This is a genomic window from Streptomyces sp. MMCC 100 (assembly GCF_041538145.2).
GTDB lineage: Bacteria > Actinomycetota > Actinomycetes > Streptomycetales > Streptomycetaceae > Streptomyces.
Genome location: NZ_JBGORK020000001.1, coordinates 1,200,647 through 1,219,873 on the forward strand (window position 1 = coordinate 1,200,647; position 19,227 = coordinate 1,219,873).

General features: G+C 73.2%; 15 protein-coding genes and 1 pseudogene. 8 read left to right on the forward strand and 8 right to left on the reverse strand.

Annotated elements, in window-relative coordinates:
• Positions 1 to 181 precede the first annotated feature (181 nt).
• The 3 genes from ABS735_RS05475 to ABS735_RS05485 form a co-directional block, all read right to left on the reverse strand.
• Positions 182 to 1,558: a carboxyl transferase domain-containing protein gene (locus ABS735_RS05475; protein WP_373901697.1), complete on the reverse strand. Its 1,377-nt coding sequence runs from the start codon at positions 1,556 to 1,558 to the stop codon at positions 182 to 184.
• Complete coding sequence (locus ABS735_RS05480) at positions 1,551 to 3,008, reverse strand: acyl-CoA synthetase (RefSeq protein WP_373901698.1); 1,458 nt, start codon at positions 3,006 to 3,008, stop codon at positions 1,551 to 1,553. Before ABS735_RS05480 ends, ABS735_RS05475 begins: the two co-directional genes overlap by 8 nt.
• Positions 3,009 to 3,083: 75 nt before the next feature.
• A complete protein-coding gene (locus ABS735_RS05485; RefSeq protein WP_373901699.1) occupies positions 3,084 to 4,511 on the reverse strand; it encodes an SLC13 family permease in 1,428 nt (475 codons plus the stop codon).
• 197 nt (positions 4,512 to 4,708) lie between these two features.
• On the opposite strand from ABS735_RS05485, the gene ABS735_RS05490 reads away from it, so the two are divergent.
• Positions 4,709 to 5,416 carry a FadR/GntR family transcriptional regulator gene (locus tag ABS735_RS05490; protein ID WP_373901700.1) on the forward strand — a complete coding sequence of 236 codons (708 nt, stop codon included), beginning with the start codon at positions 4,709 to 4,711 and terminating at the stop codon, positions 5,414 to 5,416.
• Positions 5,417 to 5,440: 24 nt separating this feature from the next.
• Here ABS735_RS05490 and ABS735_RS05495 read toward each other — a convergent pair whose 3' ends face one another.
• Positions 5,441 to 6,043, reverse strand: coding sequence for a hypothetical protein (locus tag ABS735_RS05495; protein WP_373901701.1), 603 nt, complete (start codon positions 6,041 to 6,043; stop codon positions 5,441 to 5,443).
• A gap of 126 nt (positions 6,044 to 6,169) precedes the next feature.
• On the opposite strand from ABS735_RS05495, the gene ABS735_RS05500 reads away from it, so the two are divergent.
• Positions 6,170 to 6,943: an IclR family transcriptional regulator gene (locus tag ABS735_RS05500; RefSeq protein ID WP_373901702.1), complete on the forward strand. Its 774-nt coding sequence runs from the start codon at positions 6,170 to 6,172 to the stop codon at positions 6,941 to 6,943.
• Complete coding sequence (locus ABS735_RS05505; RefSeq protein WP_373901703.1) at positions 6,940 to 7,800, forward strand: SMP-30/gluconolactonase/LRE family protein; 861 nt, start codon at positions 6,940 to 6,942, stop codon at positions 7,798 to 7,800. The genes ABS735_RS05500 and ABS735_RS05505 overlap by 4 nt, the downstream gene beginning before the upstream one ends.
• A gap of 12 nt (positions 7,801 to 7,812) precedes the next feature.
• Here ABS735_RS05505 and ABS735_RS05510 read toward each other — a convergent pair whose 3' ends face one another.
• Genes ABS735_RS05510 through ABS735_RS05520 form a run of 3 tightly spaced genes read right to left on the reverse strand, consistent with a single transcriptional unit; the run spans position 7,813 to position 11,041 of the window.
• The gene (locus ABS735_RS05510) at positions 7,813 to 9,216 is read right to left on the reverse strand and encodes a pyridine nucleotide-disulfide oxidoreductase (protein WP_373901704.1); all 1,404 of its coding nucleotides are present in this window, start codon (positions 9,214 to 9,216) and stop codon (positions 7,813 to 7,815) included.
• Positions 9,213 to 10,448, reverse strand: a complete 1,236-nt coding sequence (locus tag ABS735_RS05515) for an MAB_1171c family putative transporter (RefSeq protein ID WP_373901705.1) — start codon at positions 10,446 to 10,448, stop codon at positions 9,213 to 9,215. Before ABS735_RS05515 ends, ABS735_RS05510 begins: the two co-directional genes overlap by 4 nt.
• Positions 10,445 to 11,041, reverse strand: coding sequence for a toxin-antitoxin system, toxin component family protein (locus tag ABS735_RS05520; protein WP_373901706.1), 597 nt, complete (start codon positions 11,039 to 11,041; stop codon positions 10,445 to 10,447). The genes ABS735_RS05515 and ABS735_RS05520 overlap by 4 nt, the downstream gene beginning before the upstream one ends.
• A gap of 273 nt (positions 11,042 to 11,314) precedes the next feature.
• On the opposite strand from ABS735_RS05520, the gene ABS735_RS05525 reads away from it, so the two are divergent.
• From ABS735_RS05525 to arfA, 4 genes are read left to right on the forward strand one after another with little or no spacing between them, the layout of a single operon-like run.
• Positions 11,315 to 12,673, forward strand: coding sequence for an extracellular solute-binding protein (locus tag ABS735_RS05525; protein WP_373901707.1), 1,359 nt, complete (start codon positions 11,315 to 11,317; stop codon positions 12,671 to 12,673).
• Positions 12,670 to 13,611 carry a carbohydrate ABC transporter permease gene (locus tag ABS735_RS05530; protein ID WP_373901708.1) on the forward strand — a complete coding sequence of 314 codons (942 nt, stop codon included), beginning with the start codon at positions 12,670 to 12,672 and terminating at the stop codon, positions 13,609 to 13,611. Before ABS735_RS05525 ends, ABS735_RS05530 begins: the two co-directional genes overlap by 4 nt.
• Positions 13,608 to 14,489: a carbohydrate ABC transporter permease gene (locus ABS735_RS05535; protein ID WP_373901709.1), complete on the forward strand. Its 882-nt coding sequence runs from the start codon at positions 13,608 to 13,610 to the stop codon at positions 14,487 to 14,489. Before ABS735_RS05530 ends, ABS735_RS05535 begins: the two co-directional genes overlap by 4 nt.
• Positions 14,490 to 14,529: 40 nt before the next feature.
• Entirely contained in the window at positions 14,530 to 16,035 is a 1,506-nt protein-coding gene (gene arfA / locus ABS735_RS05540; RefSeq protein ID WP_373901710.1) for an arabinosylfuranosidase ArfA, read from the forward strand.
• A 12-nt stretch (positions 16,036 to 16,047) separates the two neighbouring features.
• On the opposite strand, the gene ABS735_RS05545 is transcribed toward arfA, so the two are convergent.
• Positions 16,048 to 18,849 carry a beta-galactosidase gene (locus ABS735_RS05545; protein WP_373901711.1) on the reverse strand — a complete coding sequence of 934 codons (2,802 nt, stop codon included), beginning with the start codon at positions 18,847 to 18,849 and terminating at the stop codon, positions 16,048 to 16,050.
• A 261-nt stretch (positions 18,850 to 19,110) separates the two neighbouring features.
• Between ABS735_RS05545 and ABS735_RS05550 the strand changes: the two are divergent.
• Positions 19,111 to 19,212 (forward strand): annotated as a pseudogene (locus tag ABS735_RS05550) (DUF4360 domain-containing protein); the annotation flags it as partial.
• Positions 19,213 to 19,227 lie beyond the last annotated feature (15 nt).

Here is a 19,227-nt window from a genome sequence, read left to right on the forward strand (position 1 = left end):
GACGAAGTGGACGAGGCCGGCGAGGATGTCGGTGAGAAGGTTCATGATCGTGCAGCTCCTTGCGCTGTTCATGTGCGGGACCCGCTGAGAACGGGCCCCACGGGGACTACTGGGGACATGTGCGTCGACTACGGTCTGCAGCCCGTCGCTTGCACACCGTAAGTATCGTTGGTCCCTGCAGTCACATGCGCTCTTCAGAGCGACGATCACCTGTTCCAGGGAACAACTGCTCGCTTGTTCGGATCACGCCAAGCTCGGCCAAGTCCTGCGGGCGCAGGTGCAGTTGACCGGCCGTGTCCTCCACTTCCTCCGGCGGGCGCTTCAGGATCGCCGCCGCGTGCTCCGGCGCGATGACGGAGAAGTAGCTGTCCGGGGTGGCCCAGGTGCTGCCGGGCGCGGCCAGGGCCAGCGCGCCGCCCGAGCCGCCCTCGCCGATCACCAGCGTGGTGACCGGCGTACGCACCGAGGCCACGGCGCCGAACAGGTCCGCGATCGCCGGGCCCGCCCCCTGCCGTTCCGCCTCCGCGTCGTTGGCCGCTCCCGGCGTGTCCACCAGGGTCAGCACCGGGATGCCGAGCCGGTCCGCGAGGTGGATCAGCCGGGTGGCGGTGCGGTACCCGGCGGGCCGGGTCGCCGCGCCCGTCTGAGCGGCGTACGCGACCGTCCGCCCCGCGTGCGTGCCGAAGCCGCAGAGCATGCCCTCCGGGTCGGCGCCGCCGCAGCGGTCCCCGGACAGGGCGACGCGGTCGGTGAAGTAGGCGTCCAGGTACGCCCCGGCGCGCGGGCGTTCGGGGGCGCGGGCCCGCCGTACCGCGTCCCAGCCGCTGTCCGGCAGGTTCCGCGCGCCCAGCGGCTCCGGCACCGGCGCCGGATCGCCGGACGGTGCCGTCAGCAGCCGCAGCCACCGCCCGAGCGTCGCGCGCAGCTCCCCGGGCGGTACGACCGCGTCCGCGCTGCCCGCCGCCACCTGCGCCTCGGCCGTGTACGCGGCGGGGTCGGCGTCCGGCGGCCGGACCCGCGAGCCGGCGAAACCGACCTGCGCGCCCGGCAGGGCGAGGACCACGTCGGCGCCCGCGCCCAGCGTCGCCCAGCCGCCCCCGGTCGCCGGGTCCCGCACCACCGCGATCTGCGCCAGCCCGGCCGCCCGGGTGAGCGCCGACTGCCGGGCCACCCGCTGCAGCTGGGTCAGCGCGAGCATCCCCTCCTGCATCCGGCTGCCGCCGGTGGCCACCAACGGCACCACCGGAAGCCGGTGTTCACGGGCGTACGCGTACGCCGCCTCCAGCCGGTCGCCGGTGCGGTGGCCCAGGGAGCCGCCGAGGAAGCCGAACTCGAAGGAGACGAGCACGGCCCGGGTGCCCTCGACGCGGCCGGTGCCGCAGACGACGGACTCCTCCTCGCCGGTGCGCTCGGCGGCGCGGGCCCGCGAGGCGTCGTAGCCGGGCCAGCCGAGGGGGCCGTCGGGCCGCCACGCGCCGTCCGGGTGGGGGAGTTCGGCGAAGGTGAGGTCGTCGGTGACGAGCGCGAGGAACTCCCGCGCGGTCAGGCGCTCAGCCACGGTCCAGCGCCCGCTTCATGATCTTCCCCATGTCGTTGCGGGGCAGCGTGTCGAGGTGCCGGACGACCCGGGGCCGCTTGTGCGGGGCGAGCCGGCCCGCGACGTGGTCGGCCAGCGTGTCGAGGGCGGGCGGCGCGGCGGGATCGGCCGGCACGATCCAGGCCACGATCCGCTCCCCGAGATCCGGATCGGGCTCCCCGGTGACCGCGGCCTCCCGCACCCCCGGGTGTTCGAGCAGCGCGTTCTCGATCTCCCCGGCCCCGATCTTGTAACCGCCGCTCTTGATCAGGTCGGTGGCCTTGCGGCCGACGATGCGGACATAGCCGTCGGGGTCGCGCACCGCCATGTCGCCGGTGCGGAAGAAGCCGTCCTCGGTGAAGGCGGCGGCGGTGGCGTCGGGGCGGTTGAGATACTCGGTGAACAGGTTCGGGCCGCGGACCTGGATCTCGCCGACGCTCTCCCCGTCCAGCGCCGCGATCGGCGTGCCGTCCTCCTCCACGAGCCGCAGCTCCACGCCGGGCAGCGGCACGCCCACCGTCCCGGCGCGCGGCTCGCCGTCGGCGCGCACGCTGGTGTTCATCAGGGTCTCCGTCATGCCGTACCGCTCGATCACCCGGCGTCCGGTGGCGGCGGCGATGCGCTCGTGGTCGTGCACCGGCAGCGCGGCCGACCCCGACACCAGCAGGCGGGCGCCGGACAGGGCCTTCGCCAGTCCCGGGTCGCCGGGGAGCGTCTCGGCGATCCGGTGGTACATCGTGGGCACCCCGAACAGCATGGTCGCGCCGTCGTTCAGCTCCCGGGCGGCGCCCTCGGTGGAGAACCTGCCCAGGTGCCGCACGGACCCGCCGCGGCGCAGCGGGCCGAGGATGCCGAGGACCAGCCCGTGCACGTGGAACAGCGGCAGCCCCTGCACCAGCACGTCGTCGCCGGTCCACTGCCAGGCGTCGGCGAGCGCGTCCAGGGTCGTCGCGAGCGCCCGCCGGGGGATGACGGCGCCCTTGGGGGGTCCGGTGGTGCCGGAGGTGTAGACGACGAGCGCCGGGTCGCTTTCGTGGGCGCGGTCCTCGGGGACGGTCCCGCGAGCCCGCACGTCGACGTCGACGCGCTCCAGGGCGGCCAGGGCGGGCGGGAGTTCGCTGTCCGGGGGCGCCAGGACGAGCGAGGGCGCGCTGTCGGACAGGATGTGCGCGAGTTCCTTGTCGCCGGACTTCGGGTTGAGGGGCACGGCCGCGACCCCGGCCAGCAGCGCCGCCACCACGGCGACGGCGGTCTCCATCGCCGGGGTCGCCCAGACGGCGACCCGGCCGGCGCCGCCGATCCGCCCGGCCGTGGCGCCCGCCGCGGCGGCGAGTTCCGCGTACGTCAGGGAACGCTCGCCGAACCGCAGCGCGGGCCGGTCGGCCGCGGCGCCGGTCGGGGCCGGGGAGAGGGCCGGGAAGAGAGAGGACACGCGTCGTACTCCTTAGCTGTTGCCCGAGAGCTGTCGTTCAAGGCTGCCGGATGGGGCCGGATCTCCGAGACGGGTCTACCCGAAGCCGGGCACGATCAGTACGAGCCAGGCCAGCGCCGGCACGGCCGCCACCACGATCCCGCCGTAGATCATCAGCTGGCGGAAGAAGCGGTCCCGGTCCACGTCCGGGGCCGCGGCCAGCACCAGAGCGCCGTTCGTCGAGAACGGGCTGACGTCCACCACCGTCGCCGACACCGCGAGCGCCGCCACCATGCCGACCGCCCCGATCTCGCCCTGCGCGAGGAACGGCACCGCCAGCGGGATCAGCGCGCCCATGATGCCCACGGAGGAGGCGAAGGCCGACACGATCGCGCCGATGTAGCAGAGCAGTACCGCGGCCAGCAGCGGGACGCCGATGCCGCCGACGCCCTCACCGGCCCAGGTGATGGTGCCCATCTCCTCCAGCACGCCGACGTAGGTGAGGACACCGCAGATCAGCAGCACCGTGGACCAGGCGATCTCGCCGACGGCACGGCGGCTGTCGTCCGGCCAGGCGGTGCTCAGCACCACGGCGAGGGTGACCGCGGTCAGACCGGCGTCCAGGTCGAAGCCGAGGACGGCCACGACCAGGGCGACCAGGGCGACGAGGGTGGCGATGCGGGCGGGGGTGAGGCGGATGCCGGTGCCTTCGGTGCCGCCGGTCTCCTGGTCGGGGCGGACGGCCACGGCGGTGGGGGCGGTGCCCGAGCCGGTGCCCGAGCCGGTGCCCGAGCCCGTACCCGTGCCGGTGCCCGCGGAGGGGCCGGCGGCGCCGACCGTGCCGGTGCCTGAGCCCGTGCCCGTGGACTCCGTGCCCTTGCCGGGGGCGCCGCCGTCCTCCGGCGTCACCGCCCCGCGCGCCCACAGCTTCCGCCCGCCGAGCAGCGCGAACAGCACGGCCGCGATGAGCAGGTTGGCGACCAGCGAGGCCAGGAAGAGGCCGATCTCGCTGCCGGGGAGCTTCTCGCGCTCCACGATGCCGTTGACGATCGAGCCGTAGATGCTGATCGGCGAGAACCCGCCGGCCTGCGCGCCGTGCACCACCATCGTGCCCATGAGCAGCGGGCTGATCGAGTACCGGGTGGCGAAGCTCAGGGCGATCGGCGCGACGATCGCGACCGCGGCCGGGCTGACCGCGCCGATCGCCGTGAGCGCGCCGGTGAGGGCGAACATCACCCAGGGGATCAGCGCGACCCGCCCCCTCACCAGCCGGACGGCCGCGTGCACCAGCCAGTCGGTGGTGCCGTTGGCCCGGGCGATGGCGAACAGGTAGGTGACGCCGACGAGGACGACGAACAGGTCGCCGGGGAACCCGGCGAAGATGCCGTCCGCGTCGAGGTCGGCGACGAGCGTGCCCACCCCGAACGCGGCGGCGAAGGCGAGCGCGCCCATGTTGACGGAGCGGGTGGTGGCGATGACGAACACCACGACGAGGACGAGGATCGAGATGAGTTCGGGGGACATGCGGGGGCTCCCGAGTGCTGACCTGACTGCCGATGAGAGTGGCTGAGTGGCTGAGCCACTTGTTTGGTGCGGTTGGCTGGTCAGCGTGGGCCCGGCCCGGGGTCACGTCAAGGGGTCGCGCAACAATTGGCTCAGCCACTCGGCCACCGGGCCACCGTCGGCCCCGGTGCTACGCTCCCGTCGAGAGGGGGGACCTCATGACCGACGCCCTGCGCCCCATGACCAAACAGCGCCTGTACGAACAGGTGCTGGAGCGGCTGCGCCAGTACGTCACCGACGGCGGCCTGCGGGCCGGTGACCGGCTGCCGCCCGAGCGGGACCTCGCCCAGCGCCTCGGCGTCAGCCGCGCCTCGGTGAAGCAGGCGATCGTGGTCCTGGAGGTGCAGGGCCTGGTAGAGGCGCGGCACGGCGGCGGGACCTATCTGGTCCGGGACAGCCTCGACGTCGAACCCGTCGAGAAGATGGTCGAACGCCGCCGGCGCCTCCCGGACGTCCTGGAGGCCCGCGAGGCGCTGGAGACGAAACTCGCCGAACTGGCCGCCGAGCGCCGGACGGAGGACGACCTCGCCGCGATGCGCTCCGCTCTGGCGGTGATGGCCGAGGAGATCGACCGGGACGGGCACGGCGTCGAGGGCGACCGGCTGTTCCACGCGGCGGTGACGGCGGCGGCGCACAGCAGCCTGCTCGCCGAGTTCATGCGCTCCATCGCCCACCAGATCGCCGAGAGCCGCACCGAGTCCCTGCGCCAGCCCGGCCGCCCCGGCCGCTCCCTGGCCCAGCACCGGGCGATCCTGGACGCCGTGGCCGCACGGCAGCCCCGGCAGGCCGCCACCGCGATGCGCCGCCACGTCCGTACGGTCGCCAAGGTCCGGCTGCTGGACTGGGACCCGGAGGACGAGCGCTGACCGCCCGTCCCCGCGGGGCCCGCGTCAGCCGCCGACCGCCGTGCGCTGCAACAGCCCCCAGGTGAACTCCGCGACCACCTCGTGCCGTACGCCCTCCCGGTCCGGGGCGGTGAAGGCCAGCCCCCACCGGGTCGGGGCCGAGCCCTGGAGCGGCCGGGCGGGGGCGAAGGCGCGGGCCGCCTCGTCGACCGTGCAGGACCAGGGCGTGAGGTCGTCCAAGGTGCGCAGTTCGGGCCCCTGTGCGCCGGGGGCGCGGACCAGCCACTCGTTCCACACCACGCCCTTGTCCGCGACCAGCACCTCGAAACGCAGGCCGGGCCACAGGGGCAGCGCCCACTGCCGGGCCTCGCACTCCAGGTCGCCGATCCGGCGGAGCGCCACCGACTCCGGCTCGCCGAGGACGGAGCGGTACCGGGCGGCGGCCGAGCGGGACCTGGGGGAGCGGAGCATCGCCTGCCAGCGCCTGTTGGCCTCGCGCATGTCCGCGACCGAGGCGCCCAGCTCTCGGCGGGCGTCCTCCACCGGTCCGGGGTTGTGGTCGGCCATGCGGCGCAGCAGGACCAGCTGGAAGTCGCGCGGGGTGAAGGGTCCTGCGGGCTGCTTTCCGGTCGGCATGGCAGCCATCATCGCGGACGAAGTGGACCATGGGGCGGCCGCACGCCCATTGCCCAGGCAAACGCGATATGAGTAGCCTGTGTTCGCGATACCGATCGCCTGTTGAAATCTCGAACATATCTAGGGAGGGGGCTGGACATGGGACGCCTCGTGCCGGCCGTGACCCGGGCTCTCGACATACTGGAGCTCTTCCTCGACGGGGACGGCACGCTCTCCGCCCCCGACATCGTGCGCCGGCTCCAGCTGCCGCGCACCACCGTGCACGAGCTGGTCACCACGCTCGCCGCCCGCAAGTACATCGTCCCGGTCGCAGGGCAGTCCGGACGGTACCGGCTCGGCGTGCGTCCGTACCAGCTCGGCGCCCGCTACGCCGAGCACCTCGACCTCGCCGCGGAGGGCCAGCAGGTCGCCCGGACCGTCGCCGAGACCTGCGACGAGACGGTGCACGTGGCGATCCTGGAGGACACCGACGTCATCTACATCGCCAAGGTCGACTCCACGCACGCGGTGCGCATGGTCTCCGCGGCCGGCCGCCGGCTGCCCGCGCACTGCACGTCCGTCGGCAAGATGCTGCTGGCCTCCCTGCCCGAGCCGGAGGTCGCCGCGCGCTTCCCCGACGGCGCCGAGCTGACCGCGATGACCCCGAACAGCATCACCGACCCGGGCGCCCTGCGCGAGGCCCTGGCCGCGATCCGCGAGCGGGGCACCGCCGTGGAGAGCCGCGAGTCCAACCCGGACGTCTCCTGCGTCGCCGCCCCGGTCCGCGACCGCACCGGCCGCGTCGTCGCCGCGCTGTCGATCTCGGTGCCCATGATCCGCTGGAGCGAGGAACGCCGCGCCGAACTGGAACAGCTCGCCGTCAAGGGCGCCGCCGACCTCTCCGAGCGGCTCGGCCACAGGAGCGCGGCATGACGACGACCGGCACGGCCTTCGAGGTGGCCGTCCACGAAGAGGCGACCCTCGGCGAGGGGCCCACCTGGGACCCGGCGACGGACCGCCTCCTGTGGCTCGACATCCTGAACTCCCGCGTCCACACCTACGACCCGGCAACCGGCCGGCGCACGCTGCGCCGTACCGACCAGCACGTGGGCGCCATCAAGCCCCGCGCGGGCGGCGGCCTCGTCCTCAACCTGCGGGACGGGATCGGCCTGCTCGACCCCGACGACACCTTCCGCTGGCTGCACCGGGAGCCCGTCCCCGGCCGCCGCGGCAACGACGCCGCCGTCGCTCCCGACGGGAGCCTGTGGGCGGGCACCATGCGCTACGACGAGGCGCGCGGCGGGGGCACACTGTCCCGGTTCACCGGGAACGGCACGGCCGACACCGTCCTCGGCGACGTGACGGTGAGCAACGGCACCGGCTGGAGCCCCGACGGCCGCCTGATGTACTACATCGACACCCCGACCCGCCGCATCGACGTCTTCGACGTCGCCGTGGACGGGCGGGTCGCGAACCGCCGCCCCCTGGCCGAGATCGAGGACGGCGCGGGCTTCCCCGACGGCCTGTGCGTCGACGCCGAGGGCTGTGTGTGGGTCGCCCTGTGGGACGGCGGCGCGGTACGCCGCTACACCCCGTCCGGCGACCTGGACCGGGTGATCGCCCTCCCCGTCCCCCGCGTCACCGCCTGCGCCTTCGGCGGCCCGGACCTCACCGACCTGTACCTCACCACAGCCAGGGTCGGCCTGCCGGCCCCGCACCCGCTGGCGGGCTCGCTGCTGGTGGTGCCGGGGGCCGGACGGGGGGTGGCGCAGCCGGCGTTCGCGGGGTGAGGCCGGCGGGGACTACGGCAGTCCGGCGGCCTTGCGCTCCCGCTCGGTCAGGGGAGGGGCCGTGAGCGGCGGCTTCAGCGGTCCCTTCGCGGCCGCCAGCAGCACCCCCGGGGTCAGGAGCACGCCCGGCCCACGCTCCAGCGACGTCACGTCGGTCACCCGCCGGGCGACACGTCCGTTGCCGGTGGCCGTGAGCATGAGACGGTCGACGTACGCGGCCAGGAGCCGGTCCCCGGCGGTCGGTCCCCGGCCGCCCGGGGCCGTGTAGAACACGTCCTGGCCGACGGCCAGGCCCCAGGCCGCGCCGGTCGGCCGGGCCACCGCCCGCTGGACGCGCCGCGCCAGTCCGGGCGTGCCCCAACCGTGCCGTCGTACCGTGTCCCGGACGAGGACCGCACTCTGCGCGGCGACCGCCATACCGTGTCCGTAGAGGGGGTTGAACGCGGCCAGCGCGTCTCCGAGGACGGCGAATCCCTCCGGCCACGCCGGCATCCGTTCGTAGAAGTACCGGCGGTTGGCGGTGCTGCGGGTGTACGACACGTCGGTCAGCGGCTCGGCCCGCTCGACCAGTTGGCCGACGATCGGGTGCCTCAGCTCTTCGCGGGCGAAGCGGGCGAAGTCGTCGTTGTCCGGGGTGGGCCGGCCGCCACGGGTGCCGGAGAGGGTGACGATCCACCGGCCGTGTTCGACGGGCAGGAGGAACCCCGCCCGGCCGGGACCGCCGTCGCGCGGGTCGGGCTGGACGTTGACGACCGGGAAGCCCTCCCGCGCCGCCTCGGGGGCGAGGAAGAGCCGACTCGCGTAGGCCAGACCGGAGTCGATCTCGCGGAACTGCGGCTCGGGCAGCCCGAGCCCGGCCAGCCAGTGCGCCGCACGGGAGCCGCGCCCCGAGGCGTCCACGACGAAGCCGGCGCCCAGTGCGCGCTCGGGACCGTGCCGGGGCCTGATCCGTACGCCGGTGACCTCGGCGGCGGTTCCGGTGAGACCGACCGCGTCGGTCTCCTGGAGGACCTCGATCCGCTCCTTGGCGAGGACCCGCGCGCGGATCGTCGCGTCCAGCAGGTCGCGCCCGGCCAGCAGGACGTGGTGAGACTCCGCCCAGCGTCGGAACCACCCGCGCGAACCCATGACGACCATGTCCGTCGTGACCGGCACGCGGTTCGCTCCGGCCGCACGGAGCGCGCCGGTGACGCCCGGCAGCAGGTTCTCCACCGCCCGTGCCCCGCCGGACCAGAGCATGTGGGCGTGCCGTGCCTGGGGCAGTCCCCTCCGGGGGCCGGGCCCGGCGGGCAGTGTGTCGCGCTCGACGACGACGACGCGGTCGGCGACCGTGGCCAGCGCGGCGGCCAGAAGCATGCCGGTGTGGGAGCCCCCCACGACTACAGCGGTTCCGGCGGGGGAGGTGCGTGGTGTCATGCGGGGGTGTTCTCTCTGCCGGAGGAGGCCGCCCGGTCGCGTACCCCTTCGATGTCGGGGCGGTGGCGCAGGGCCCGGGAGACGGCCTGGATCTCCTGCAGCAGGTAGGCGGTCTCGGGCCCGGAGGGCATGACGCGGTCGGTGTCCGCGGACCCCTTCCGGGCGGCCGCCGCCTCCAGGATCGTGACGGCCGCGGCCAGGGCCCGCGCGCGGTCGGGCGCGTGGCCGAGGTCGAGGGCAGCCGTGTGGGCTCGCTCGCGCAGCTCTTCGTCCAGGTGCCGGGACAACTGGAGCAGCGAGTCCCGGATGAAGGTCTCACGGCGGATCAGGCGCATCTCGGCGCCGGCCCGCAGGGTGAAGGGCGCGCTGCCACCGCCCACGTCGTGCATCAGCAGGTACAGGGGCCGCAGGCGCCGGTGGGCGCGTCGGATCCGCCAGCGTTCCTGCAGGTACTGTCCGGCGTGCGGGAGGATGAAGCCCACCGCGACCAGGGTGGCCGACACGCACGCGGCCAACGGGGCCAGGTCGGTGCTCAGCCGGTCCAGGTCGCGGCCGTTCATCCGGGCGAAGACGGCGGTGAGCTTCGAGGCGTCGAAGAGCAGGTTCGTCGCGTATCCCACGCCCAGGAGCCGAAGGCCCCACCGCAGCCACGAGTCCAGACCGTCGGTGCGGACCCAGTTCCAGATCAGCCGGGCGGTGACCGAGCAGGCCAGCGTGTGCGCGAGCAGGTACAGCAGGATCTCCTCACGCATGAACGGCGTGGTGGCGTAGTAGGTGTCCAGGTCCCTCCGGCGTTCCACCGGGACGTCCGCGAGGGCGAAGAGCACCCACAGGGCGAGGACCACCCCCGTGTAGGTGAGGACGACCCAACGGGCCGCACGGCGTGTGGAGGCCGAGCGGTCGGACAGACCGTTGCGCCAGGCCACGACGAGCAGCAGCCAGGACGCGCACAGGGCGGTGAGGAGGGAGTACACCAGCGGAGCGGCGATGTTCGGTACGCCGGTGACGCGGTTCGTCCAGCCGATGACCGTCGGGGACGCGAAGACGAAGACAGCGCAGGCGAACAGCAGCAGACCGCCCACGGCCCGCAGCATCGGGTCCCGCCACATCTTGATCAAGCTGGGCAGTTTGATGACGAGGGCGATGGTCAGGGCCGCGATCGGAAGCCAGAAGGCCAGGGAGATGCCGCCGAAGGTGCCGAAGGCCCCCAGCGCCAGGTGCGCAGGCGTCATCCCGGCCCGCCCTGGCTTCCGCGGTAGCCCATGGACCGGTGGACGGGGCCGGGCGGCGGCCCCGCCCGGTCGCCGGCGAGGTACGGCCGGCACACGGCCGCCAGCCGGTGGCCGAAGGCGTCGGCGTCGGCCTCGTCGGCCTCGCGGGAGCCGTTGCGGGCGGCCACGCCCAGCGCGGTCTCCCGCCAGCCCGTTCGGCTCGTCAGGGCACGGGCCGCCGCGCTGCCGACCGCGTGATGGTGTTCGTGCCCGGCGTGCATGTGCCACAACTCGTGTCCGAGGATGACAAGTTGCTGCATCGCCTCGGCCCGTTCCTCGACGATGACCAGGTCGTGGTCGTGGAACTGGATCCAGAGCCCCGTGACTTCGAGTTCGTCGGGGAAGCGTTCGAAGCGCAGCCCGACCGGTCGTCCACCGCGGCGCGCGGACATCTCCTCGCACAGCGCGTGGCACAGCTCCCGCACGTCGCGCGGCGGGCGGGGCCTCGCCCGGATCGCGTCGGCGAGGTGCGCGGCCAGGGCGCGAGCGGCGCGGCCGCGCGGGCGGCGGCCGCGCGGCGGGTCGGCCCACGGGCGCACACCGGCGATGCGCATCGCTCCCCCTTCCGGCCGTCCGTCCCGAGCCCTCGAAGGCTACGCGCCTACGCGCGTCCGCGTCATGCGTTCCCCCGACGGTTGTTCGATACGCAACGATCACAGGTTCCCGAAAGTCCTGCGCGAACGATCACAGGTTCCCGAAAGTCCTGCGCGACCCATTGACGCGCTCACCGTGCCACCTTACGGTCCCGTTCGAAGTTACGGGCGCCATTCGATATATCGAACGACAGATGGCGACAGGACGACAGACGACGACAGATGGGGCAGGGCATGGGACGACCTGGCCTGAATCGCAGGCACTTTCTGGCCGCGGCCGGCGGCCTGACGGTCGCGGGCAGCTTCGGCTTCGCGGCGCTCGGCACCGGTGCCGACGCGCTCGCCTCCGGAGCGGACACCCGGGTCCGCTACTGGAACCTCTTCAGCGGCGGCGACGGGTACAACATGATCGCGATGCTGGACTCCTTCCGCAGGGACAACCCCGGCATCGACGTGGAGGACTCCACCCTCCAGTGGGGCAGCCCCTTCTACACCAAGCTCGCCATGGCCGCCGCCGGCAACCGCGCCCCCGACCTCGGCGTCATGCACCTCGGCCGCGTCACCGGCTTCTCGCCCGGCCGCCTCCTCGACCCCTGGGACCCCGCCCTGCTCGCCAAGTACGGCGTGCGGGAAGAGGACTTCAACCCCGAACTGTGGAAGCGCGCCGTCATCGACGGCAAGCTCTACGCCCTCCCCCTCGACATCCACGTTCAGCTCTGCTTCTACCGCAAGGACGTGCTGAAGAAGGCGGGCCTGCTCGGCGAGGACGGCCGGATGGTCCCCGTCACCTCCACCGACGAGTGGTTCGACGTGCTCAAGGAGGCCAGGAAGGCCACCGCGAAGGGGCTGCAGACCATCGGCCTGTGGCACAACGACCAGAACTTCCAGTGGTGGTTCTTCGTCGCCTTCTACACCCAGCTCGGCGGCACCTGGTTCGACGACGCCAGGACCGAGGTCACCTTCGACACCGACAAGGCCGTGCAGGTCCTGGAGTTCCTGCGCAAGCACGTCGCCGACGGGTACGCCAACCCCTCCTTCGGCGGCGGCGCCGGTGCCGAGCAGTTCGTCAACGGCTCGCCCTTCGCCTGGGAGGGCAACTGGTCCGTGCCGGTCTTCGACGCCGCGAAGCTCGACTACGGCGCCACCCCGCTGCCGCCCGTCTTCGGCAAGCGGGCCACCCACGCCGAGTCCCACTCCTTCGTCCTGCCGCACCAGGCCGACCGCGGCGGCGCCACCAACGAGGGCGCGCACCGGCTCGCCGCCTACGTCGTCAAGCACGCCCGGCAGTGGGCGGCCGGCGGGCACATCCCCGCTTACACGCCGACCCTGTCCACCGCCGCGTACAAGAAGCTGCAACCGCAGAACGAGTACGTCTCGGCCATGGACCACCAGGCCACCGAGCCCAAGGTGTGGTTCGCCGGGTCCACCGGCATCCTCGCCCAGCGCGTCGGTCCGATCGTCGTCTCCTCGACGACGGGCTCCGCGAAGCCCGGGTCCGCCGCCCGCCGGATGAAGAGCACGCTCGCCGAACTGCTCGCCATGAAGAACCCCATGGACGGCCGCACCGCCGCGCAGGGAGGTACCGCCGCATGACCGCCACCAGCGCCGAAACGATCGTCCGCCCGGCGCGCGCGAAGACCGCCGCCGACAGCGCCGGCGCCCGTCGCCGACAGGGCTTCCAGCACGGTGGCTGGTTCGTCGCCCCGTTCCTCGCCCTCTTCGCGCTCTTCGTGATCTGGCCGCTGCTGCGCGGCGTCTACCTCAGCTTCACCGACGCCAACATCTCCGGCGACGCCGCGCACTTCGTCGGCCTCGACAACTACCGCGAGGCCCTGAAGGACCCGCTGATGTGGGACGCGCTCGGTCACAGCGCGTACTTCACGCTGCTCGTCGTGCCCTGCATCACCGTCCTCGCCTTTCTCCTCGCGATGCTGGCCCACCACATCGAGCGCGGCAAGTGGCTGTGGCGGCTCTGCTTCTTCCTGCCGTTCCTGCTGCCGTCGACCGTCGCCGCCAACCTGTGGCAGTGGCTGTTCAACCCCGGCACCGGCATGATCAACCACGTCTTCGGCATCGACACGCCCTGGCTGACCGACAAGTCGTACGCCATGCTCGCGGTCGTCATCACCACCCTGTGGTGGACCGTCGGCTTCAGCTTCCTGCTCTACCTCGCCGCGCTCCAGGGCATCCCCGCCCACCTCTACGAGGCCGCCAAGCTGGACGGCGCGAACGCCTGGCACCGCATCCTGCACATCACGCTGCCGATGCTGCGCAACATCACCGGCCTCGTCGTCGCCCTGCAGATCCTGGCCTCGCTCCAGGTCTTCGACCAGGCCGTCGTGATGCAGGACTTCGGGCCCGGCCCGGAGGACTCGACCCGCACCTTCGTGCAGTACACGCTCGAACAGGGCTTCACCAGCTACCGCGTGGGCTACGCCTCCGCGATCTCCATCATCTTCTTCGTGCTCATCGCGGCTGTCGCCCTCGCCCGGATGTGGCTGCTGCGCAACCGTGAGGAGGGCGGCCGATGACCACCGCCGCGGCACAGCCGACCCGGACCAGGCCCCGCCCGCCCAGGACGCGCAGGGCCTGGACGCCCGCCCAGATCGTGCTCACCCTGCTCGGCACCGCCGTCTCCGCGGTGTTCCTCGCCCCGCTCGCCTGGGCGCTGTTCACCTCGCTCAAGTCGGAGACCGAGGCGGTCGAGGTGCCCACGCACTGGCTGCCGAACGACTGGACCGGCCAGGCATGGAAGGCCCTCTTCGAGACGGGCAACATCACCAACTGGTTCGTCAACTCACTGGTCGTGTCGGTGTGTGTGACGACGATCGTGCTGCTGGTCGCCGCGCTCGCCGGATACGGCTTCGCCCGCACCGAGTTCCGGGGCAAGGGCGTCCTGATGGGCGTGGTGATGGCGGGCCTCATGGTCTCTCCGGCCGTGCTCGGCGTCCCGCTGTTCACCACCGTCCAGCAGATGGGGATGGTCGACACGTACTGGGGCATGATCCTGCCGCAGTGCGCGCCCGCCGCGATGGTCTACATCCTCTACAAGTTCTTCCAGGGCATCCCGCGCGAGCTGGAGGAGGCCGCCTTCATCGACGGCGCGGGCCGCTGGCGCGTCTTCTTCACGATCATCGTGCCGCTCTCCCGCCCCTCGCTCGCGGCGGTCGGCATCTTCACCTTCATCAGCTCCTGGAACAACTTCCTGTGGCCCTACATGGTCACCAACAACCCCGACCTGATGACCATGCCGAACGGCATCGCGACCGTCATGAACTCCTACGGCATCCAGTGGGCCCAGCTCATGGCCGGCGGCCTGATGGCCGGCCTGCCGCTGATCGTCGTCTTCGTCTTCTTCCAGCGCCAGATCGTGGCGGGCGTGGCGCACACGGGCCTGGCCGGCCAGTAGAGCGCCCCCCCGCAGGACACATCCCCCTCGAAAGGAAAAGATGCGCACCGCCCGCTTCACCCTCGACCCCGCCTTCACCGTCGGCGCCGTCAACCCCCGCCTCTTCGGCTCCTTCGTCGAACACCTCGGACGCTGCGTGTACACCGGCATCTTCGAACCCGGCCACCCCACCGCGGACGCCGAGGGCCTGCGCCAGGACGTGCTGGACCTCGTCCGGGAACTCGGCGTCACCGCCGTCCGCTACCCCGGCGGCAACTTCGTCTCCGGCTACAAGTGGGAGGACTCCGTCGGCCCGGTGGAGGACCGCCCGCGCCGCCTCGACCTCGCCTGGCGCTCCACCGAGACCAACCGCTTCGGCCTCTCCGAGTACATCGCCTTCCTCAAGAAGATCGGCCCCGAGGCCGAACCCATGATGGCGGTCAACCTCGGCACCCGCGGCGTCGCCGAGGCCCTCGAACTCCAGGAGTACGCCAACCACCCGTCCGGCACCGCCCTGTCCGACCTGCGTGCCGAGCACGGCGACAAGGACCCCTTCGGCATCAGGCTCTGGTGCCTCGGCAACGAGATGGACGGCCCCTGGCAGACCGGCCACAAGACCGCCGAGGAGTACGGCCGCGTCGCCGCCGAGACCGCCCGCGCCATGCGCCAGATCGACCCGGACGTCGAACTCGTCGCGTGCGGCTCCTCCGGCCAGTCCATGGAGACCTTCGCCGAGTGGGAGGCGACGGTCCTGAAGGAGACCTACGACCTGGTCGACCACATCTCGCTGCACGCCTACTACGAACCGCACGACGGTGACGTCGACTCCTTCCTCGCCTCCGCCGTGGACATGGAGTCGTTCATCGAGAACGTCGTCGCCACCTGCGACCACGTCGGCGCCCGCCTGAAGTCGAAGAAGAGGATCAACCTCTCCTTCGACGAGTGGAACGTCTGGTACATGACCAGGACGCAGGCCGAGGTCAGCGCCCTGGACTGGCCCGAGGCCCCCCGCCTCCTCGAGGACAACTACAGCGTCATGGACGCCGTCGTCTTCGGCTCGCTGCTCATCGCCCTGCTCCGGCACGCCGACCGCGTCACCGTCGCCTGCCTCGCGCAGCTCGTCAACGTCATAGCCCCGATCATGACCGAGCCGGGCGGCCCGGCCTGGCGCCAGACGACGTTCTTCCCCTTCTCCCAGGCCTCGGAGTACGGCCGCGGCGAGGTGCTCGACGTCCGCGTGGACTCACCGACGTACGAGACGGCGAAGTACGGCGAGGCCGACCTCCTGCACGCCACCGCCGTGCGCGCCGAGGACGGCTCGGTCACCGTCTTCGCCGTCAACCGCTCCCGCACCGAGGCCCTCCCGCTGGAGGTCGCCCTGAGCGGCCTGGAGCTGACGGAGGTCGTCGAGCACAGCGCCCTCGCGGACACCGACCCCGACGCCCGCAACACCCTCGCCGAGCCCGAGCGGGTCGTCCCGCACCCGGTGGACGGCACGGCCCTGGACGGCGGCAGGCTCACCGCCGCCCTGGAACCGCTGTCCTGGAACGTGATCCGGCTGCGCTGATCCCGGCCCGGGTCAGCCGCGGCGCCGGCCGGGGGAGGGGACGGGCTTCACCGGTACTCCTCCGGCCGCGCTGCCCAGCAGCTCCAGGCGCACCTCGCCGGGCCCCGGCGTCGTGTCGCCGTCGGACAGGACCGCGAGGGCCAGGGTGTTGGCGGCGGCGCGGGTGCGCAGGATGCCGTTCGGCAGGACGAAGGTGTGCGGGGCGCCCGTGCCGTCGCCCACGTACTCGCCCATGTTCCAGCCGTTCAGGAAGACCTGGACGCGGTGGACACCGGGGGCCTGGTCCGGGGTGCCGTCCAGGACCAGACCCACCGAGGCGTCGACCTCCGGCGGGACGTCCAACCGGAACGTGGTCCGGTACCAGGTCACGCCCTGGCGCCGGTCCCCGGTGGCCCCGTTGTCCCCGGGGGAGGCGGACGCCGGGGACACCCGCTCCCAGGCGCCGTCGTCGTACCCGGGCAGGTGCCAGCCGTGGCGCTCCCCGTACAGCCCGCCGTGGTTGAGCGGCCCGCGCACGGGGTCGGGGGCGGCCGCACCCATGATCCGCCAGCGCACGTCGGGCGAGGCGCCCTCGAAGCGGGCCGACGTCAGCCCCCGGGCCGCCCGGTACGCGTCCTGGTCGTGCTGCGTGCGCCGGACCAGGACGGACAGGACGGGCGGGGCACCGTCCTCGTCGCGCCGCTCGCGCAGGGCCTCGCGCAGGGTCTCCGGCAGCCGGAAGTCCGCCGTGGCCGTCCAGGTTCCCTCGCCGTTCTCCTGCTCGCGTCCCACGCGGTGCGTGCCCAGCGCCTCCCCGTCCAGCCAGGCCATCAGCAGTCCGTGCGCGCCCGTGCTGTAGGAGAGGGACACCGACTCCAGACCGGAGGCGCCGGTGAGGCGGCCCCGGTACCAGACGTCGCCGTAGTGGAAGCCGTAGTCGTCGGCGAAGAGCACGGGCGAACCGTCCGGGACCGGCGTCGTGCTGTGCGACGTGCGCCGGTCGGCGACCGTCCATCCCTCGTCGCCGTAGCCGGGCTCGGACTCGAAGTTCTCCGTGCGCCGCCGCCAGCCGCCCAGCGCGGGCAGGACCAGCTCGGGCCCGCCCGGCAGCGGCCACACGGTCATCAGGCTCAGGGCGCGGCCCAGGCCCGACTGCACCCGCTCGCCGTTCCAGGTGACGTCGGTGATGCCGGGCGGTGCCCACACCTCCAGTTCGCGCTCGCCGACCGTGTCACCGGTGAGCCGGATCGTGCCACCGTCCAGAGCGGCCTCGCGCAGCAGCTCGGGACCGCGCACCAGGACCCGGCCCGACGGGGTCTCGTACGGCCACAGCCGCAGCGAGGCGGCGTCGTCGGCGAAGAGCAGCAGCAGGGTGCGGTCGGACTCGCCGCTGCGCACCCGCACCCGGGTCAGCCGGTCCTCCTTCAGCGGCACCATCACGTGCAGCTTGCCGTGGTCGAAGGTCCAGGCGGCCTCCTCGTCCAGCCGGGTCGGCCACGGCTCGTCCGGACAGTCGAGGACCAGGTGCGCCATCTCGCCGGCCCGCCCGACGAACGCGGCGATGTCCAGCTTCCCGGCGCTCATGGCCAGCATGGGCTGCACGGTGGCGTACGCGAGCTTGCGCCCCGAGCCCACGCGGAGCCCGGTGGCGAGCAGCTTGGCGTCCCGGGCGGGGACGGTGACCTCCACGTCACTGCCGCCCATCGGCAGCGTCGACGTGACGTCGGCGGCGGAGTCGTTGCGCAGGACGTACGCGTGGGCGCCGGTGTCCGGATTGGCCAGGTGCCGCACCTGGACGCGGGCGTCCGCGGCCCGGACCGCCGTCGCCTCGGTCATCCGGGCGAAGTCCGGGACGTGGCGCAGGAGGTGCCCGAGCTGGTGGAGCGGCGCGAGCTTGTCCGTCGGCCGGCGCGCCTCGTCGATCGCCGCGGTGGGGTCGTACGTCGGTGAGGGCGCCGACGGCGCGGGCAGCCACCCCCACGAGGTGCCGCCGAACGCCATGCGGACGTTGTGCAGCGTGCTCCCCTGCGCCAGGCGGTCGAAGTGGACCCGCCGTGCCTCGGCGGCGTCCCGGACCGGCCCCGGCTCCTCCCAGGCGAGCGGCGTGTCACCGTGCAGCAGGGGCACGTCGATGCCGTCGGCGCGCAGCCTCGTGCGCAGGCGGTCCAGGTCGGCGCGCCCGGGTGCGTCGGCCCGGTAGAGCAGCACCGTGCCGGTGCCCCGGGTGAACAGGTGCCGGGCGGCGACGGCGTTGACCCGGCTCAGCCACTCGTCGGCGTGGCGCAGGTACGCGGGGTCGGTGGTCCCGGCCCGGCCCCCGACGGTCGTCAGCCAGCCGGGCAGGCCCCCGGCGTCCACGTCCGCGCCGATGTACGGGCCGGGGTGCAGGACGACGTACAGACCGCACTCGGCGGCCGTGCGCAGGAACAGGTCGAGGTCGCGGACGCCGGTGAAGTCGTACGCGCCGGGAGCGGGGGAGTGCTGGTTCCAGGCGAGGCGGACGCTGACCGCGTTGTGGCCGTACGCCCGCATCTTCTGCAGCACGTCCCGCCACAGGGACGGGCTCGGCAGCCGGAACGGATGCAGCTCGCCGGACCACAGCGCCAGCCGCCTGCCGTCCACCAGCAGGGAGTACCGGTCCAGGTCGACCCGGTGGCGCCGGCCGTCGGCGCCGGGCGGGCCGGGCGGCGGCCCGGTGGGCACGGGGCCGGGGCCGCCGGAGTAGGGCAGCGCCGCGCTGCTCACGCTGCCGCCGAGCGCGAGACCGAGGACGGTGGTGCCCGCGAGGGCGCTGAACGCTCGTCTGCCGAGCCTGCTGGGCCTGCTGAGCTCCAAGGGAGCCTCTCCTGTTGCGCGCGTACCTCTGGTCCCGTCGGCTGCCCGGGACCGCCTGTGCCGGGCCATTGTCCCAGCAGACGCCCCGAGGTCCGGTACGAGTATCGCGGCGCGTGCGGACCGCACAAGTTTCTGGAAGGGCGGCCCCGCGCGCCGCCGCGCGCGGAGCGCTTACGCGCGCGTGGCGGGAACCGGCCGGTGTGGATGGCCGGGAGGGTATCTGTCCGCACCCGGCGGGGCTCCCCGCGATGCGACCGATCCACGTCCGGCCCCGACGAGGTGAGCTTCATGACCATGGACTCGACGGACGGCGGCATCAGCGCCGTGCACCACCTGGCGTGGCAGGAGTGCCCGGACTCCTGACCGGGTCGCCGCAGG

Excerpts from the sequence above, each read along its gene's own strand:
- ABS735_RS05515 (WP_373901705.1), bottom strand. The coding sequence starts at position 10,448 with ATGACGCCTGCGCACCTGGCGCTGGGGGCCTTCGGCACCTTCGGCGGC.
- ABS735_RS05520 (WP_373901706.1), bottom strand. The coding sequence starts at position 11,041 with ATGCGCATCGCCGGTGTGCGCCCGTGGGCCGACCCGCCGCGCGGCCGC.
- ABS735_RS05525 (WP_373901707.1), top strand. The coding sequence starts at position 11,315 with ATGGGACGACCTGGCCTGAATCGCAGGCACTTTCTGGCCGCGGCCGGC.
- ABS735_RS05535 (WP_373901709.1), top strand. The coding sequence starts at position 13,608 with ATGACCACCGCCGCGGCACAGCCGACCCGGACCAGGCCCCGCCCGCCC.
- ABS735_RS05490 (WP_373901700.1), top strand. The coding sequence starts at position 4,709 with ATGACCGACGCCCTGCGCCCCATGACCAAACAGCGCCTGTACGAACAG.
- ABS735_RS05485 (WP_373901699.1), bottom strand. The coding sequence starts at position 4,511 with ATGTCCCCCGAACTCATCTCGATCCTCGTCCTCGTCGTGGTGTTCGTC.
- ABS735_RS05530 (WP_373901708.1), top strand. The coding sequence starts at position 12,670 with ATGACCGCCACCAGCGCCGAAACGATCGTCCGCCCGGCGCGCGCGAAG.
- ABS735_RS05500 (WP_373901702.1), top strand. The coding sequence starts at position 6,170 with ATGGGACGCCTCGTGCCGGCCGTGACCCGGGCTCTCGACATACTGGAG.
- arfA (WP_373901710.1), top strand. The coding sequence starts at position 14,530 with ATGCGCACCGCCCGCTTCACCCTCGACCCCGCCTTCACCGTCGGCGCC.
- ABS735_RS05510 (WP_373901704.1), bottom strand. The coding sequence starts at position 9,216 with ATGACACCACGCACCTCCCCCGCCGGAACCGCTGTAGTCGTGGGGGGC.
- ABS735_RS05495 (WP_373901701.1), bottom strand. The coding sequence starts at position 6,043 with ATGATGGCTGCCATGCCGACCGGAAAGCAGCCCGCAGGACCCTTCACC.
- ABS735_RS05505 (WP_373901703.1), top strand. The coding sequence starts at position 6,940 with ATGACGACGACCGGCACGGCCTTCGAGGTGGCCGTCCACGAAGAGGCG.